Origin of the sequence: Veronia nyctiphanis (assembly GCF_004116385.1) — a bacterium.
GTDB lineage: Bacteria > Pseudomonadota > Gammaproteobacteria > Enterobacterales > Vibrionaceae > Veronia > Veronia nyctiphanis.
The window spans coordinates 112,377-128,937 of the sequence record NZ_PEIB01000001.1 but is presented as its reverse complement, the minus strand read 5'-3'; the positions used below and the strand labels follow the sequence as shown (position 1 = coordinate 128,937).

Sequence of the window (16,561 nt, the reverse complement as noted above, 5' to 3'; positions counted from 1 at the left end):
GTTAGGAACGAGGCATGGCAAGAATTATTGTAATTACTTCGGGTAAGGGCGGCGTTGGTAAAACAACTTCCAGTGCGGCTATCGCAACGGGGCTCGCCATTGCTGGCAAGAAAACCGCCGTTATTGATTTCGATATCGGTCTGCGTAATTTAGACCTCATCATGGGTTGCGAACGTCGTGTGGTATATGACTTTGTCAATGTCATCAATGGCGAAGCCAACCTTCATCAGGCACTGATCAAAGATAAACGTCAAGAGAACTTGTATGTTTTACCTGCATCTCAGACTCGTGATAAAGACGCTCTAACCAAAGACGGCGTAGAGCGTGTACTGGGCGAGCTGAAAGCGATGGATTTTGACTTCATCATTTGTGACTCTCCGGCAGGTATTGAAGCGGGTGCCTTAATGGCGCTGTATTTTGCTGACGAAGCCATTGTAACGACCAACCCTGAAGTATCGTCTGTCCGAGATTCAGACCGTATTTTGGGTATTCTGGATTCCAAATCTCGTCGCGCAGAGTCAGGTGAAGAGCCAGTGAAAACGCACTTGCTGCTCACCCGCTATAACCCAGGCAGGGTGGCCAGCGGTGAGATGCTCAGCGTTGCTGACGTGGAAGAGATTCTCCGCATACCGCTTCTCAGTGTGATTCCTGAGAGCCCTTCGGTACTGCATGCGTCGAACAAAGGCGAGCCCGTAATTCTGGATGACGAATCTGATGCAGGTCAGGCTTATCAGGATGCAATCACCCGCCTTCTTGGTGGTGAGTGCCCATACCGTTTCCTCGAAGAGGAAAAGAGAGGCTTCCTGAAACGTTTTTTTGGAGGATAACGCATGGCATTATTGGAATTTTTCCGCCCTTCGAAAAAGAGCTCAGCCTCTATCGCCAAGGAGCGGCTTCAAATTATCGTTGCCGAGCGCAGAAACTCAGCCGATGGCCAGCCTTCTTACTTGCCACAACTGAAGCAGGACATCATGGAAGTGATCAGCAAATACGTGCAAATCTCTCCCGAACAAGTCAGTGTGAATCTTGAGCAGCGCGATGATGATCTCTCTGTGCTAGAGCTGAATGTCACGCTGCCAGAAGAAGATAAATAAGCGGCGACATATACCTAATAAAAAAAGAGCGACCTTTCGGTCGCTCTTTTTTTTATTTTGGCTCGAGGAGCGGTAATACCTTGTCTGCCATCAACTCCCCGCGCCAGCCGTTTAATAAGTCAGGCCGCTTTTCAGGAGATTTATCCTGAACCCAGACCCATTTAATCGCCTGATTAATCTGCTTCTTTGAGCCAATAAACTCGGGGACGAAGCCCAGCTCTTCAGATACCGCATTGACCTGTTCTTTCACGACTTTGACTACTTGTTTGTAGCCCGGCATATCAACCAATCGGGAAATAGGTTCAGGAAAGTGCTCTTCTGACATTTTGTCTGCTTCCAGCGCCATACTGATCAGACGTTTGCCATGACGATCCATCTCGAAACGATCGAAGCCTTCTTCTTCCATCTTTCTAAGAGAACGGATCTGATATCTCGCGACTTTCCAGATATTCAGCTCTTTAACCACAAAGTTCAGCGCAAGATCCCGACGCTGTGCTTCCTTTAAGCGCCATTTCGCTAACTTCTTTAAGACAGCAAGTTGAGCAGGGCGAAGTTGCCAGGCATTTTTAATGTCTAAGTAGGCCTTTTCAGGATCAGGTTGCTTGGCTCTTTTACGACAAATTGACACGCATTCCTCAGCCATTGCTGACTGCCATGGTGTTTCAGCCAATTTTTCTGCCAGCAGTTGATACAGTGGATAAAGATAGAAAACATCAGCTGCCGCATATTCCATCTGACGGGGCGTTAATGGGCGGGCGCACCAATCTGTTCTTGCTTCACCTTTATCGAGCGTGACATCCAGATATTCTTCCACTAATGACGCAAAGCCGGTTGAAAGCCCATGGCCAAGAAAAGCAGCCATCACCTGTGTGTCTACCATAGGTGTTGGCATTAAACCCGAATAGTGTTGAAAGACTTCAAGATCTTCACTGCATGCATGAAGTACTTTCGTCACGGATGGATTGCTTAACAAATCCCAAAGCGGTGTAAGGTCATCGATTTCAATGGGATCAATCAATGAAAGGTGCTCACCATCATAAAGCTGAACAAGACCCAGCTTCGGGTATAACGTACGGGTTCTAACAAACTCGGTATCCAGCATCACCGCCTGATGATTACTGGCCAGTTGACAGACACGTTGCAATGACGCCGTGTCTGTAATCATTTCAAAATTCACACAAATATCCAATCATCTACTTATCGGTGACAATCCCCGAAAAACAAACATGCTGGCAAAGGCCAGCATGTTCTTCTTTATGTATTAGTGTACGCCGTGTGGCGCGTTACTGCATCAATGTGCCGCAGATTTCTCTTTATCTGCCTCACGGAGCACACGACGGAGGATCTTTCCAACATTCGATTTTGGCAGATCATCATAAAACTCGACGACTTTAGGTACCTTATATCCGGTGAGATGCTCTCGGCAGTGGCTGATGACTTCATCTTTCGTCAGTGAAGCATCACGTTTGACGATACAAAGTTTGACGACTTCACCAGACACATCATGGGGCTGGCCGATTGCTGCCACCTCAAGAACTTTATTATTTAGCGCTACTACGTCTTCAATCTCGTTAGGATACACGTTAAAGCCGGAGACTAAGATCATGTCTTTCTTGCGGTCGACAATGTGCAAGAAGCCCTCATCGTCAAAGCGAACCACATCACCCGTTGAAAGCCAGCCATCATCGGTCAGCACTTCTTTCGACGCTTCAGGACGCTGCCAGTAACCACGCATCACCTGCGGGCCAGAGACCTGCAATTCACCGACCTGATCATTGCTCAATATCATACCTTCATCATCGACGATACGGACATCGGTAGACGGCACGGGCAGTCCAATTGAGCCGTTGTAACCATCAAGGTCATACGGATTCACCGCCACAAGCGGAGAACACTCAGTCAAACCATAGCCTTCCATCAAATGCGTACCCGTCACCGAACGCCAGCGTTCAGCGACCGCTCGTTGCACAGCCATACCACCGCCGATAGTCAGCTTTAGGTTAGAAAAATCAATTTCTTTGAAATCTTCGTTATTCAGCAGCGCATTGAATAGGGTGTTTACACCTGTTATCGCGGTGAAGGTGTTCTCTTTCAGCTCTTTGATAAAGCCCGGAATATCACGTGGTTGGTGATTAATAAGTTCCGACCGCCCGTTTCAATGAACAACAGGCAATTCACTGTCAGTGCAAATACGTGATAAAGCGGCAACGCGGTAACAACCAGCTCACGGCCATTTTCAATCACTGGGCCATAGCAGGCTTTGGCTTGCATGACGTTGGCAACCATATTGCGATGGGTCAGCACCGCACCTTTCGCTACGCCTGTCGTACCGCCAGTGTATTGCAAGAACGCAATGTCATCGCCAATCAGGAAGGGTTTGACGTACTGCATGCGACGCCCTTTCGCGAGGACTTTTCGCATGGACGTGGCTTGCGGCAAGCTATATTTAGGCACCATCTTCTTGATGTGTTTGACGACAAAGTTCACCACTGTGCCTTTCGCACGAGGTAACTGGTCACCGACATTGGTCAGGATCACATGACCTACACCCGTATTCTTCACCACTTTTTCCAAGGTATGGGCGAAGTTAGATACGATCACGATGGCCGCCGCACCTGAGTCTTTTAACTGATGTTCAAGTTCACGCGGGGTATAAAGCGGGTTTACATTCACTGCTACGCAGCCTGCCCGAAGGATACCAAACAGCGCAATGGGGTATTGCAGCAGGTTCGGCATCATAATGGCGACACGGTCGCCCTTCTTCAACTTCAGTTCATTCTGCAAGTATGCTGCGAAAGCGCGACTGCGCTCTTCTAGCCTGCGGAAGGTCATCACCTGTCCCATGTTAATAAATGCTGTTTGGTCAGCAAAGTTATTGACTGACTTTTCTAGCATTTCGACGAGGGATGGATACGTGTCAGGCGAGATCTCTGCCGACACATCCGAGGGGTAGCGATTAAGCCAAACCTTATCCACGTGCTATCTCCTATTGTTTCTTCGGACATGACAGTCCGTAATTTTTCGCGAAGGATACCAACAAGAAACGCTGAAAACCATGCGAATTACCTGAATTACTGATAATGAGGACACCTAAAATGACGGCTACTGTATATAAGCATTCGTTTAAAATAGGCGTTTAACTCTAATTACATCATAACCAACAGTGAATTAACATTTACCACATCACATTAGCGACCAGTTCGCTGGGCAAAGTGTAAGATGGCTTCAAGAGTTTGATCAGGGCTTTGCATGTGGCAATGGTGTTTGCCCTGAATAAGAGCGACCTCTAATTGCGCAAACCACGCCTTCCTGTCATTCGCTTGATGAGAACGAAGCTCTGGGTAACCATCATCCCCGAGCAATGCTAACACCGGACACTGAATACTTCGTACTATCTGCTCCGCATGACGGGGTGACATCCTGAAATTTGATTCGCTGCGAAGCCGCGCGTCATGACGCCAAAACCATTGTTCGCCATCACAAACTGTGCCTCGCTCAACCAAAGGCCGAATAGCCTCATCTGAGACTTTGTTGATACCCATCCTAAGTTTCACCGCCTCATCAAGGCTATTTAATTTTCGCATCGGCTTTAGGCGATCACGCCCTTCGCTGGCTCGCCTCAAACGCTCAACAACATTTGAGTCACGCTCAGACATTGGGCCTAAAGCTTCGATCATGACCAACCCCTGCACTTTCTCTGGCCAGGTGGCACACCAACAACTGCCAACAAGTGCTCCTAAAGAGTGACCAATAATATAGAGTGGCCTCCCTTCAAGGGGTAACTGCTCAATTAACTGATTAAGGTCGTCAACGTAGTCAAAGAATGGATAAAAGTAACCCTCACCTTTGTGATCGGACAAACCATGGCCCGGCCAATCAGGCATCACCAGATCAGCATGTTGACTGAGCGTTTCGGCCAACACGTTAAAACTGCCACTATTATCCTGCCAACCATGTAGCATCACAAAAAGTGGGCGGGCACTATCAGTCAGACAAACTTGAGCTGCGACTTGACCATGTCGGAGGGAATATACAGTTTCTTTCAATGGGGCTTTGTTCAACATGCGGTTCTGATGTCAGTATTTAGGTGAGCGTTCAGCTGTACAGGCTGACAAATTTTACCCAACAAGGCAATTGTACTTTCGATTATAAAAATTACCGGCCTGTGGTTTCTTCAGACGTAAATATCAACCCCAAACATCTCTTCAAGTTTTTCGCGCTTATCAAAGTGTTGAATGTCATGGTAGCTGGAGAGCGCGTTCTGACCACGCGCGTCAGGTCGATCGTAGTGGATCTGCTGATACGCATCACCCGCCATTTCGGGATTTCGTAGCCCGCGGGACACCGCTTTAGCAACTAAGGTCTGGTCATTACCATTTTCGACATCTGGCGCTGGCTGATTATTTGCCGGCTTGTCCGATGGGCGTGATATGGGTTGGGGCAGACCATGAATTGCTACCATAAGTGACCTTAATCAGTTTGTGGGCTACTCGCGACCTGGAAGTTTTTTCCACGTCACCGTATCGCGCAGATAGATCGGGCTGGCCTCTTCAGCGGCTACCGCCTCTCCACGACGCAAGGCAAATTCGGCGAGATGTACCATATCCTCTGACTCAGGGAACAATACACCCTCTTTGCTTATTGATAAGTTTAGTCTTTCTGCCAGATCTGGGTAGGCTTGCCAACCAGAACCAGCAACCTGCCACTCTCCCTCCGTCACTAACGGCGAGAAGTTTTCAGGGTGGAGCACGGCTTCTGGCGTAATCACTTCCCAGTCGCCATCCGCTTTAAGGCTGAACTGGCCCACATATATTTCATTCATACGGGCATCAATTGCACTGGTCACCTGCTCGCCTGATGTACGACGATAGACCTGTTGTGCCATCGCAACCAGTGTTGATACTCCTACCATGGGCAGATCAGCACCAAACGCCAGTCCCTGAGCTATACCAATACCAATGCGCACGCCTGTAAAGCTGCCCGGCCCACGCCCGAAAGCCAGTGCATCCAGTTCATTTAACGCCACGCCGGCTTCCGACAGCACGTCATCAACCATAGGCAGGATCTTGGTGGTGTGTTCACGGGGTGCCATTTCACAACGGGTAATTATGTCATTGCCGACTTTAAGGGCAACAGAGCAGTTTTCAGTCGCTGTATCAACAGCCAGAATCTTCGATGTCATTTAGACCTCAGGCTTTCATGATGCCTCGGCATCATTTTTATGTTCTTCGTTTATGTCAGCAAGAAATTGACTGACCTTCGCCAAATCACGGGTTCTCGGAATTGGCGGCAGACTGCGCAGGAAAGTATCACCATATTGACGGCTCACCAAGCGGTTATCACATATCACCAGCGCACCATGGTCACTTCGGTCACGGATTAACCGCCCTACTCCCTGTTTAAGGGTGATCACGGCATCTGGGATCTGAACCTGCGAAAAAGCATCGCCGCCTCGCAATCGGCAGTCCTCAATCCGGGCTTTCAACAGCGGGTCATCCGGCGCAGTAAAAGGCAATTTATCAATAATAACACAGCTCAATGCCTGCCCTCTAACATCAATACCTTCCCAAAAAGCACCCGTTGCCACCAGCAGGCATTACCCAGTTCAAGGAACTCGGCAAGCAGCTTTTGTTTTGAGGTTTCACCTTGCGCGAGTACTGGCAGAGAGAGGGTTTCACGAAAGCCGGCTGTCAGGTTCCTCACCATCTGGTGCGAAGTACAAAGGAAGAAGCATCGCCCCTGATTTTGTTCAATAACCGGACTGAGTATATCCACCAGCGCATTGGCAAGGCCCGGACTGTTGGGCTCTGGCAAGAAACGTGGCACACACAGTAGCGCCTGTGAGGAATAATCGAACGGACTGGGTAACGTAAATTGTTTGGCAGGCTCAAGCCCCAAGCGATGACTGAAGTGAGAAAAGTCTTCCTCTACCGCCAGTGTTGCCGAGGTAAATATCCATGCTCCTTGCTGAATTTGGATTTGTTCACGAAATTTTTCAGCTACAGAAAGTGGCGTGATGTTCAACGTAAAATGCAATTTGCTGCATTCGTACCAATAGGAATAACCGGGAATCGTCGTATCGCACAGCCTTGCCAGACGCGCTTTGAATACCATGGCGCGTTCAAAAGCAGCATCCAACAACTGACAGCGACCCAGCGATAACTTGAGTACCTCCTCCACCAGCTCCAGCGCATCAGTTAAACGCACCAGTTCTCTTGCGATGGCAGGCGATCCCACCATGTCACGCCAGTTACCACGAAAGCCGGGTTCACCCAATACAATACGAAGGTCCGCTGCGGCGCCGTATAATCTGTCAGCGACTTTCTCCAGCTGCTTGGTGTCTCTCAGTTCAGTGCGATAGGCGATATTGATGTCTTTAGCCAACTCCTGAAGTTGGCGGCTCGACAGGCTCTGGCCGAAATACTGGCTGGCGATATCGGGGATCTGGTGCGCCTCATCAAAGATGAAGACTTCTGCTTCCGGGATCAGCTCTCCAAATCCGGTTTCTTTTATTGCCAGATCAGCCAGAAACAAGTGGTGGTTAACCACAACAACATCGGCATCCATCGCCCGAGTCCTTGCTTTCACCACAAAGCAATCTTCATAGCTCGGGCATTCTTTGCCCAAACAGTTATCATTGGTTGACGTGATGCTAGGTATCACAGGGCTGTCTTCGGCCAGCGCGTCACATTCACCCAAATCACCTGTTTTGGTCTCAGAGGACCAACTGCGGATTTTCACTAATTGAGAGAGTAAAGTGGGATCGGCATGGCCATCATGGCTTTCGATAAGTTGTTGAGAAAGCCGTTCCGGACAAAGATAGTTAGCCCTACCTTTTAACAACGCCACCTGTCCTGTATAGCCAAGGGTCTCAGTCATTAAGGGTAAATCACGGTGGAAAAGTTGCTCTTGCAGGTTTTTAGAGCCCGTACTGACAATGGTTTTCTTGCCGCTAAGAAGCGCGGGCGCTAAATACGCATAGGTTTTCCCTGTACCTGTGCCCGCCTCGACAACCAATTGGCCGCTATCTTCAATCGCCTGATGAACGGCCACAGCCATATCTGTTTGTGGCTGACGGGGCTGAAAACCGGGAATAGCCTTCGCAAGTGCACCGTCGTTAGAAAAAACCTTTGTGATCATTGATGATTTATACAGTACTTTTTGGGAAAGGCATTATGCCAATAAACCCCGGCCGGAGCCATGCAAATGATGTCGACTAGAGACACAGCTCCACCAAATGCCTCAATTGGAGTTCAATCAGCAATTAACTCGCTCCGAGTCTTAATATTGAGGATCTCGCATCACTGTCTCTGTGTTTTAAAAAGATGCGGGATTAAATTAAAACAAACGTTTAAATCCCATCGCGTGTCTCAAGTGGATAAAAATTGGCGCAAAACCTTGCTCCTCGGGGTTTTCAATCATCATTACTTATCGTTTGGTAAGTGAATTCGAACGTTCGGACGCCAGAGACACTTTAGGTTAGGAGACTCACGTAACACGCCAGTGCCGCGTTATTCAATTCCATGTCTTAATAACGAAACACTCCACGTTTGCTTAATATGGGCTGACGTTTTAAAACTGAATACGGCCGTTTTCAAATCGTCTGACTTCTGCAGGGGCATAAGTAAAAGTCAGAAGGTTTGTGAAGTAGATAGCAGTTAAAGAGCTTGAAGCAAGTGTGATCAGCCAAGCCACTTGCGGCCAACCTCCAATCAATAAAAATAACTTCTGTATTTTTTTGGTGTCAATCACCAACACATTTGTTCTATCGAAGGAAGCCTTTGCCGACGTCTCAACCAACAGCTTGCGAGCAAGATGTAAAGGAGCGAAACGTGAAAAGTCAAATCGATTCAGGTGATACCCTCATAGTTAGACATATGGATTTCAACCTAAATAAAAGTGTTCCAAAGTACATGATAAAAGACTCATGTATGTTGAGCAGTATGCTCTATTTTTTATCGTCAATATTCCCTCCTGGCGAAGCATATTTCATCCGCTCCGTTCAGGCTTTTTATGATGATTTAACGGACGACTCCCTCAAGGAACAGGTGAAAGCCTTTATCAGTCAGGAAGTACAACACGGCAAACAGCACAGAAATATCAACAGCATTATTGAAAAAAATACGGGATTCAAAACATCAAAAGTGTCAAAGCGAACAGAGTGGGGAACGCGCCTGCAAACCAAACGTAAATCCAAAGCGTCTAATTTGGCAACCACCGTCGCGTTGGAACACTTTACGGCCATTCTGGGCGCACATTTTCTTCGCAATGATGCATTGCGACAAAACATGCATCCAGACATGCTCAATATCATGACTTGGCATGCCATCGAAGAAATAGAACATAAATCGGTTGCCTTTGAGGTCTATCAGGCAACAGTCAAAAAACCAGGGCTACTGAAATGGTCAGCCACCGTAGCGACAGTCCAACTTTTGTTGCATGGTGCTTTTACGTCACTGTTTCACACAGCCAAAGAAGGGCGTTTATTCTCTTTCAACGAATGGAAAACAACATGGCGTTTTGTCATTGGGCGTGACGGGGTACTACGCCAAATCTGGCCAGATTTTATTCGCATCTACAAAGCAGGGTTTACACCTGAAGAAGTAGACGATTCAGAACTCAAGCAACAATGGCAAGAACACGTAAACGCACATGTTCGTAAGCGAAGAGTTAAGGACAACACGACCAACACCTTTGAGGGATGAGTAATGTCAGAACAGTTTGATGTAGTAATTATCGGTGCGGGCATATCAGGCGTGACTGCCACTTACCATTTACAGAAATACAGCCCAAACAAATCATATGTTGTATTGGAGCGTAGAGCCGACATGGGAGGCACGTGGGATTTATTCAAATATCCCGGTGTTCGCTCAGACTCTGATATGTTCACGCTGGGTTTCAACTTCAAACCTTGGCTCGGCGAAAAGTCGATCACCACTGGCGAATCCATCCTCTCTTACGTGAAAGAAACAGCGAGCGAAATTGGAATGAGAGACCACATTCGCTTCAATCGATCCGTCGTCGAAGCGAGATGGTCAAATCAAGAGGCATTGTGGACGCTGACAGTGCAAAACGGCGAGCAAACCGAGACCATTACCACACGCTTCATTGTGTCTTGCGCTGGCTATTACGATTACGACAAAGGCTATGATCCGGGCTTTGAAGGCCGAGACACGTTTAGTGGTGACATCATTCACCCTCAGTTCTGGCCTGAAAACTATGACTATGAGGGTAAAAACGTTGTCGTCATTGGCAGCGGTGCCACCGCCGTCACTATGGTTCCGGCGATGACAGACAAAGCAAAGCACGTCACGATGCTTCAACGCTCCCCAACTTACATGGCCTACATGCCGGCAGAAGATGGTTTCGCAAAATGGGCTCGCAAGCTATTACCCACTAAAATGGCTTATAGCATATCGAGGTGGAAGAATATTCTTTTCACCATGATGGTCTACATGATCAGCCGCAAGAACCCCGAATTGATGAAAAAAATCTTGCTGGGACGCATTCGTGGTCAACTCGAGAAGCATATTGACGTCGATAAGCATTTCATTCCCGCTTACAACCCTTGGGATCAGCGTCTTTGCGCTGTTTCGGATGGCGACCTGTTCAAAGCCATTCGGGCGGGAAAGGCGGGGGTTGTCACCGACCATATCGACACCTTCGATGAGACAGGCATTAAACTGAAATCCGGTGAACGTATTGATGCCGATGTCGTCGTGACCGCAACAGGTTTAGTGCTCAAGCCACTCGGCGGTATCAAAGTGTACATGGATGGCAAGTACATAGACTACGGCACTGTAATGAACTACAAAGGCTTAATGGCAAGCGGTGTGCCGAACTTTGCTGCGATCTTCGGCTATACCAATGCATCGTGGACATTAAAAGCAGATTTGTCAGCGAAATACATCACTCGTCTACTCAACCACATGGATGAGCACGGCTACGACTACTGCCAGGCGGAAATTAAAGACACCTATGTCAGAGAGGAGCCGATAGAAGACCTGCAAGCGGGTTACTTTATGCGTGCGGCGCACCTTTTACCGAAGCAGGGCCACATTCGCCCATGGAAGCTATACCAAAACTATATTCAGGACATGATTAACCTGCGTTATCAAAAAGTCACCGACAATGCGATGACCTTTTATCGCGTCGCAATCATCAGCCTCAATCCGTCGGACAAAGTACTGAAACATCGGCAAGAACTGCATAATCACAAGGGCTGACATATCGGCAAGAACTGCATAATCACAAGGGCTGACATATCGGCCCTCATTTTTCCCGCAAAAATCTCTGTTTGAGGCACCAACCAGACATATTCCCCACTTCGTTGACGCATCATCTCCATATTGCGCTAGCTAGATGAACACCTGCGGACTTATACACTGGCGACGACTCTAGAATTTACCCGGTTGGGCAGTCGTCAGTTTTGACCTTATTGGTGATAATGCGTAAAACAAAGCGAGAGCTGCAACAACGTAAGCAGTGCAAAAACGAAAATGAAGAGAGTTTGTATGGAAAGGAAAATACTGCTTACCGACTGCCCTGACGCAAAAGGCTCATCGCCGGAATCACCAACATTTGTTACAAACATCAACTCAATATTATTCATAACAATGAGTACGTTGATAACGACACCGGCCGATTCTTTATGCGAACAGAGCTGGAAGGCATATTCTGCGAGAAAACATTTTTGCTGGATATCGATCAAGCTTTACCCGAAGGAAGTACCAGACAATTGGTTAATTCACACCGAAAGCATGTTGTTATTCTGGTGACCAAAGAGTCTCACTGCCTCGGTGATATATTGATGAAGGCCTATGACGGCTCACTGGATGTTGATATTCAGGCCGTAGCAGGCAACCACGACACACTCGGCACCTTAACCGGTAAATTTGATATTCCTTTTCACTTCATCGGTCATGATGGTAAATCACGCGACGAACACGAAAGTGAAATGGTGGCCGTCATTGAAAAATATCAGCCTGACTATATCGTGCTGGCGAAATACATGCGCGTGCTGACACCAGACTTTGTTGCCCGTTATCATCACCGTATCATCAACATCCACCATAGTTTCCTGCCCGCGTTCATTGGCGCGAAACCCTATCATCAGGCGTATGAACGTGGTGTGAAGATCATCGGCGCTACCGCGCACTTTGTGACCAACGATCTCGATGAAGGGCCAATCATCGGCCAAAACGTCATTCATGTTGACCACAATTTCAGTGCCGAAGACATGGCAAAAGCAGGCAGAGATGTCGAGAAATCAGTGTTAACGCAAGCGCTAAGCCGCGTATTAGAAGACAGAGTCTTTGTACAAGGTAACAAAACAGTCATTCTGTAGCCTGCTGACACAGAAAAGGCCCTATTAAGGGCCTTTTTCGTTTTTATCAGGTTTGCACTCACCGCTCACTGGCAATAACGTCTTCCAAAGAAACCGGATGGAGCTTGATACATACCCCAAGGCCCTTAAAGGCGACGGTGGGGTTAGGAATGCGTTCTCCCTCCCCTGCAGGCGAACTCAGCTTCACTTTTATCCCTAAGGCTTCAAGCTGATCCCACTTTTTTGCCAAAACCGGAAAACGCTCAAGCAACTCATCACAAAACGCCTCGGCTGTCATTGCATCAGAAGGGATGACAAACTCAACATGTTCCCACCCCTCAACCGGATAACTTTTGTCGCCGGGGTATGGCAACTCAACGCAATCCACCAGCCAGTTTCCAAAATAAAACATTTCAGGCTCTTTTATCACCACAATAGGTCGGCCGTTGATCTGATTTTCAGAAATCACATCTCCTATTGTTGCCCACTCTTCATGTAAGCGCTTTGCCAGCGCTTCATCATTGACCCTGAGTGCAAGATGGTCAGCCCGGTACGCGGATAGATCAATCCCCAGAAACTCAGTTAACGATTGAATTTGGTCATGGAATGCAGGTATAGAAGCTTTGAGAGAAAGGACGGAAAGTGGCTGATTCATGTGTTGTTTCATCGTGAGCAGATTCGTTGCTGAATACTTTAGCATGGCAAAATGCCCCAAGCGGCACTTTTTACCTTGCCTGAATTGACTGGTTTGTTATTAGTCAGGAATTTATCGTGATTTTGGTCAAATTTCACTTGCACCTATGCGCCATTTTCTTGGTATTATTAACGGCTAATATCCCGAATGGCTGTAATTATTACGGGTACTGGCACTAAAGCCGTCAACAATGCCTGAACATCATCACTTTCAGGCATTGTTGACGGATTTTTTGCTTTAGTGCGGCATAAACCATGCGTATTGAGCAACCAGCAGCAAGAACAGCTCGCTGGGCTCTGACAGAATAAATCAAGGTAAGCAAGTGAATATTCAAGCTCTTCTCAATGAAAAAGTATCTGCGGCATTGGTCGCAGCGGGTGCACCAGAAGGCAGCCCAGCAGCTGTTCGCCAGTCCGCTAAACCCCAATTTGGTGATTATCAGGCAAACGGCGTCATGGGTGTGGCAAAAAAACTTGGTACTAACCCGCGCGAATTTGCTGCGAAAGTCATTGAAGTGCTCGACCTTGATGGGATTGCGGCAAAAACCGAAATTGCAGGCCCGGGCTTTATCAATATATTCCTCAGCGAGGCATTTTTAGCGCAACAAGCAGAAATCGCTCTGGCAGACTCACGCTTAGGGGTTGCAGCGGAGCAAGCTCAAACCATCGTCACTGACTACTCTGCGCCAAACGTTGCCAAAGAAATGGCCGTGCACCATATTCGTTCAACCGTTATCGGTGATGCGGTAACCCGTACACTTGAGTTCTTAGGGCACAAAGTAATACGTGCCAACCATATCGGTGACTGGGGTACGCAATTTGGTATGCTTATCGCCAACCTTGAGCGTGTTCAGCAAGAGTCTGGCGAAGTCTCTATGGAGCTGTCCGACCTTGAAGCTTTCTACCGCGATTCAAAGAAGCTTTATGATAGTGACGAAGCGTTTGCTGAAAGAGCGCGTGGCTATGTGGTGAAACTGCAAAGCGGTGATGAATTCTGCACTGAAATGTGGAAGAAGTTGGTTGACGTGACAATGATTCAAAACCAGCGTAACTACGACCGCTTAAGTGTCTCTTTGACAAATGACGACGTGATGGGCGAAAGCATGTATAACGACATGCTGCCAAAAATCGTTGCTGACCTGAAAGAACAAGGCCTTGCTGTTGAAGACGACGGCGCACAAGTCGTGTTCTTGGAAGAATTCAAGAACAAAGATGGCGAGGCGATGGGTGTCATCATCCAAAAACGTGATGGTGGCTTCCTTTACACCACTACAGATATTGCGTGTGCAAAATACCGCTATGAACAGCTTGGCGCAGATCGCGTGCTTTACTTCATCGATTCACGCCAACACCAGCACTTAACGCAAGCTTGGACGATTGTTCGTAAAGCTGGTTACATACCTGAATCTGTCTCTCTTGAACACCATGCCTTTGGGATGATGCTGGGTAAAGACGGTAAACCCTTCAAAACCCGTACTGGCGGTTCAGTAAAATTGAAAGATCTTCTCGATGAAGCAGAAGAACGCGCAGCGAAGTTGATTGAGTCAAAGAATCCAGATCTTGACCCAGAAGAAAAAGCGAAAATCGCGAATACCGTTGCGATGGCTGCGGTTAAATATGCTGACCTTTCCAAGCACCGCACTACCGACTACGTGTTTGACTGGGACAACATGCTGGCATTCGAAGGTAACACAGCGCCGTACATGCAGTATGCGTACACGCGTGTCGCTTCAATCTTTGCAAAAGCAGGCCTGGATGCAGACAACCTCGATGGTGCTATTGTCGTTACTGAAGAGAAAGAAAAAGCATTGGTGTCTAAACTGCTGCAGTTTGAAGAAGCGGTTCAGTCTGTTGCTCGCGAAGGTCAACCACACATCATGTGTAGTTATTTGTTTGAGCTGGCGGGTAACTTCTCAAGCTTCTACGAAGCATGCCCTATCCTAAGCTCAGAAGGTGAAACTCGTCAAAGCCGTCTGAAGCTTGCTGCCCTGACAGCAAAAACCATCAAGCAAGGTTTGTCACTGCTGGGTATCAATACGCTGGAACGTATGTAAAGCCAGCTAGTTGAAAAGAAATAAAAAAGCCCCTTTTTTGGGGCTTTTTAGTGTTACGTGAAAGCTTGATCCAATCACTGTCCAAACCGGGCTCCACCACCGGACAGATACTGGATTTCCTTTTCACTCGATAAACGACCGAGTGTCGAATTACGGTGTGGAAAACGACCAAAACGGGCAACTATATCGTGGTGCTCTTCTGCAAAGTGGTAGAAGTTTTCAAACATAAGTTTGTGCTGTTCATCTACCGCTTTTATCAGCTGACTGAACCTGAATAATGACTCTTCCTGATCTTCAAGCAGCTCGGAATGCTCTAAAGGTAAATAGAAAAATACACGCTGTATCGCGGGTAATTCAGCGTCAAAGCCTTTAGCTAACCCTTTTTTGCAAACGGCCAATGCATATTCATCATGTCGAAATGCCGCACCAAGGCCGCGATAAATATTACGGGTAAATTGGTCAAGCAAAATGATCAGAGCCAATGTGCCGTCAGGGGTTTCCATCCAATCAGTTAACCTGCCCTGACCAGCTTGACTCACAATGTCCTGAAAACGTTCTGTGATTTCTTGGTCGACGTCCTGTCCGCCAGTGAACCATAGTTTCTGTCGGCTTTCTTTGGTGACATCTCCGTCAAGTTCGCCAAACCAGAAATTAAGTACCTCTGTTTTGTCCATGGTGGCTCCTATTGCGGGAACGATTTTTTGATATGACACTTTTAGATTAATGAGTTTGTAGGGAAAAAAAGTACAATTTAATGACTGACAGTAGATTTCTGTGATGATGGGACGACTTACAGGCAACAGTGCGCAACAAATTCTCAATACAGTTAGTCGCTCGAGCCTTTACATCGACGTCGATCGCTCTTAGAGTTTTGGCTTTATTGCAAAAGAGAAGTGATTTCTGATGAATTTTGACTTGCACCCCCGCCTTGCCGCAGACACCACAGAAGTAGGCGACTTGTCGCTTTGTAAAGTTCTCATCAGCAAGGAAAACATTGGACCTTGGTTAATTTTGGTTCCCAAACTTCCTGACATCAAAGAAATTCACCATTTATCGCCACAGCAGCAGGCAACACTGATTCAAGAATCATCTTCAGTAGCGGCTTTACTGGAAGCGGACACAGAGGCTGACAAAATTAATATTGGCGCCCTCGGTAACATGGTCCCTCAGCTACACATTCATCATATCGCCCGCTTCACCACAGATGTTGCCTGGCCGGGGCCAGTGTGGGGAAATACTGAAGGTAAGCGCCGTACGGAACAAGATCAGAGAGAAATCACCGAACATTGGCAATCTCTTTTGTCTTCGGTTAGCGGATTTACGGCGGCTTGATTCCACTCTGTTGAACAAAAATAGAAAAGCGGGCAGTTGGCCCACTTTTCCTCTCATTTTAC

The 16,561-nt window shown here is 47.5% G+C and carries 12 protein-coding genes and 3 pseudogenes; 7 read left to right on the top strand and 8 right to left on the bottom strand.

Annotated elements, in window-relative coordinates; all coding sequences use genetic code 11:
• Positions 1-14 precede the first annotated feature (14 nt).
• Positions 15-827 (top strand): septum site-determining protein MinD, encoded by an 813-nt coding sequence (minD, locus tag CS022_RS00585; protein WP_129120657.1) that lies wholly within the window; start codon positions 15-17, stop codon positions 825-827.
• A gap of 3 nt (positions 828-830) precedes the next feature.
• A complete protein-coding gene (minE, locus tag CS022_RS00580) occupies positions 831-1,094 on the top strand; it encodes a cell division topological specificity factor MinE (RefSeq protein WP_129120656.1) in 264 nt (87 codons plus the stop codon).
• 52 nt (positions 1,095-1,146) lie between these two features.
• Here the strand turns inward: minE and rnd are convergent, their stop codons facing one another.
• The 6 genes and pseudogenes from rnd to CS022_RS00550 all read right to left on the bottom strand — a co-directional run bounded on the left by rnd (position 1,147) and on the right by CS022_RS00550 (position 8,234).
• A complete protein-coding gene (gene rnd, locus CS022_RS00575; protein WP_129120655.1) occupies positions 1,147-2,271 on the bottom strand; it encodes a ribonuclease D in 1,125 nt (374 codons plus the stop codon).
• A gap of 114 nt (positions 2,272-2,385) precedes the next feature.
• A pseudogene (fadD, locus tag CS022_RS00570) lies at positions 2,386-4,070 on the bottom strand (long-chain-fatty-acid--CoA ligase FadD).
• 212 nt (positions 4,071-4,282) lie between these two features.
• Positions 4,283-5,158 carry an alpha/beta fold hydrolase gene (locus CS022_RS00565; RefSeq protein WP_129120654.1) on the bottom strand — a complete coding sequence of 292 codons (876 nt, stop codon included), beginning with the start codon at positions 5,156-5,158 and terminating at the stop codon, positions 4,283-4,285.
• A gap of 110 nt (positions 5,159-5,268) precedes the next feature.
• A complete protein-coding gene (locus CS022_RS25710; protein ID WP_235869168.1) occupies positions 5,269-5,556 on the bottom strand; it encodes a chromosome segregation ATPase in 288 nt (95 codons plus the stop codon).
• A 24-nt stretch (positions 5,557-5,580) separates the two neighbouring features.
• On the bottom strand, positions 5,581-6,276 hold the full coding sequence (gene tsaB, locus CS022_RS00555; protein ID WP_129120653.1) for a tRNA (adenosine(37)-N6)-threonylcarbamoyltransferase complex dimerization subunit type 1 TsaB: 696 nt from the start codon (positions 6,274-6,276) through the stop codon (positions 5,581-5,583).
• A 15-nt stretch (positions 6,277-6,291) separates the two neighbouring features.
• Positions 6,292-8,234: pseudogene (locus tag CS022_RS00550) on the bottom strand (ATP-dependent DNA helicase).
• Between the two features lie 692 nt (positions 8,235-8,926).
• Between CS022_RS00550 and CS022_RS00545 the strand changes: the two are divergent.
• From CS022_RS00545 to purU, 3 genes and pseudogenes are all read left to right on the top strand, one after another.
• Positions 8,927-9,799, top strand: a complete 873-nt coding sequence (locus CS022_RS00545) for a metal-dependent hydrolase (protein WP_129120652.1) — start codon at positions 8,927-8,929, stop codon at positions 9,797-9,799.
• A 3-nt stretch (positions 9,800-9,802) separates the two neighbouring features.
• Complete coding sequence (locus tag CS022_RS00540) at positions 9,803-11,320, top strand: flavin-containing monooxygenase (protein ID WP_129120651.1); 1,518 nt, start codon at positions 9,803-9,805, stop codon at positions 11,318-11,320.
• Between the two features lie 288 nt (positions 11,321-11,608).
• Positions 11,609-12,441: pseudogene (gene purU / locus CS022_RS00535) on the top strand (formyltetrahydrofolate deformylase).
• Between the two features lie 58 nt (positions 12,442-12,499).
• Here the strand turns inward: purU and CS022_RS00530 are convergent.
• On the bottom strand, positions 12,500-13,075 hold the full coding sequence (locus tag CS022_RS00530; protein ID WP_129120650.1) for a VOC family protein: 576 nt from the start codon (positions 13,073-13,075) through the stop codon (positions 12,500-12,502).
• 361 nt (positions 13,076-13,436) lie between these two features.
• Between CS022_RS00530 and argS the strand changes: the two genes are divergently transcribed.
• Complete coding sequence (argS, locus tag CS022_RS00525; protein WP_129120649.1) at positions 13,437-15,167, top strand: arginine--tRNA ligase; 1,731 nt, start codon at positions 13,437-13,439, stop codon at positions 15,165-15,167.
• A gap of 74 nt (positions 15,168-15,241) precedes the next feature.
• On the opposite strand, the gene CS022_RS00520 is transcribed toward argS, so the two are convergent.
• The gene (locus tag CS022_RS00520) at positions 15,242-15,841 is read right to left on the bottom strand and encodes a DUF924 family protein (protein WP_129120648.1); all 600 of its coding nucleotides are present in this window, start codon (positions 15,839-15,841) and stop codon (positions 15,242-15,244) included.
• Between the two features lie 229 nt (positions 15,842-16,070).
• On the opposite strand from CS022_RS00520, the gene CS022_RS00515 reads away from it, so the two are divergent.
• The gene (locus CS022_RS00515; RefSeq protein ID WP_129120647.1) at positions 16,071-16,499 is read left to right on the top strand and encodes an HIT domain-containing protein; all 429 of its coding nucleotides are present in this window, start codon (positions 16,071-16,073) and stop codon (positions 16,497-16,499) included.
• Positions 16,500-16,561 lie beyond the last annotated feature (62 nt).

Bases quoted from the DNA above. Each gene is read 5' to 3' on its own strand.
- minD (WP_129120657.1), top strand. From the start codon at position 15: ATGGCAAGAATTATTGTAATTACTTCGGGTAAGGGCGGCGTTGGTAAA.
- minE (WP_129120656.1), top strand. From the start codon at position 831: ATGGCATTATTGGAATTTTTCCGCCCTTCGAAAAAGAGCTCAGCCTCT.
- CS022_RS00565 (WP_129120654.1), bottom strand. From the start codon at position 5,158: ATGTTGAACAAAGCCCCATTGAAAGAAACTGTATATTCCCTCCGACAT.
- CS022_RS25710 (WP_235869168.1), bottom strand. From the start codon at position 5,556: ATGGTAGCAATTCATGGTCTGCCCCAACCCATATCACGCCCATCGGAC.
- tsaB (WP_129120653.1), bottom strand. From the start codon at position 6,276: ATGACATCGAAGATTCTGGCTGTTGATACAGCGACTGAAAACTGCTCT.
- CS022_RS00540 (WP_129120651.1), top strand. From the start codon at position 9,803: ATGTCAGAACAGTTTGATGTAGTAATTATCGGTGCGGGCATATCAGGC.
- CS022_RS00530 (WP_129120650.1), bottom strand. From the start codon at position 13,075: ATGAATCAGCCACTTTCCGTCCTTTCTCTCAAAGCTTCTATACCTGCA.
- CS022_RS00520 (WP_129120648.1), bottom strand. From the start codon at position 15,841: ATGGACAAAACAGAGGTACTTAATTTCTGGTTTGGCGAACTTGACGGA.
- CS022_RS00515 (WP_129120647.1), top strand. From the start codon at position 16,071: ATGAATTTTGACTTGCACCCCCGCCTTGCCGCAGACACCACAGAAGTA.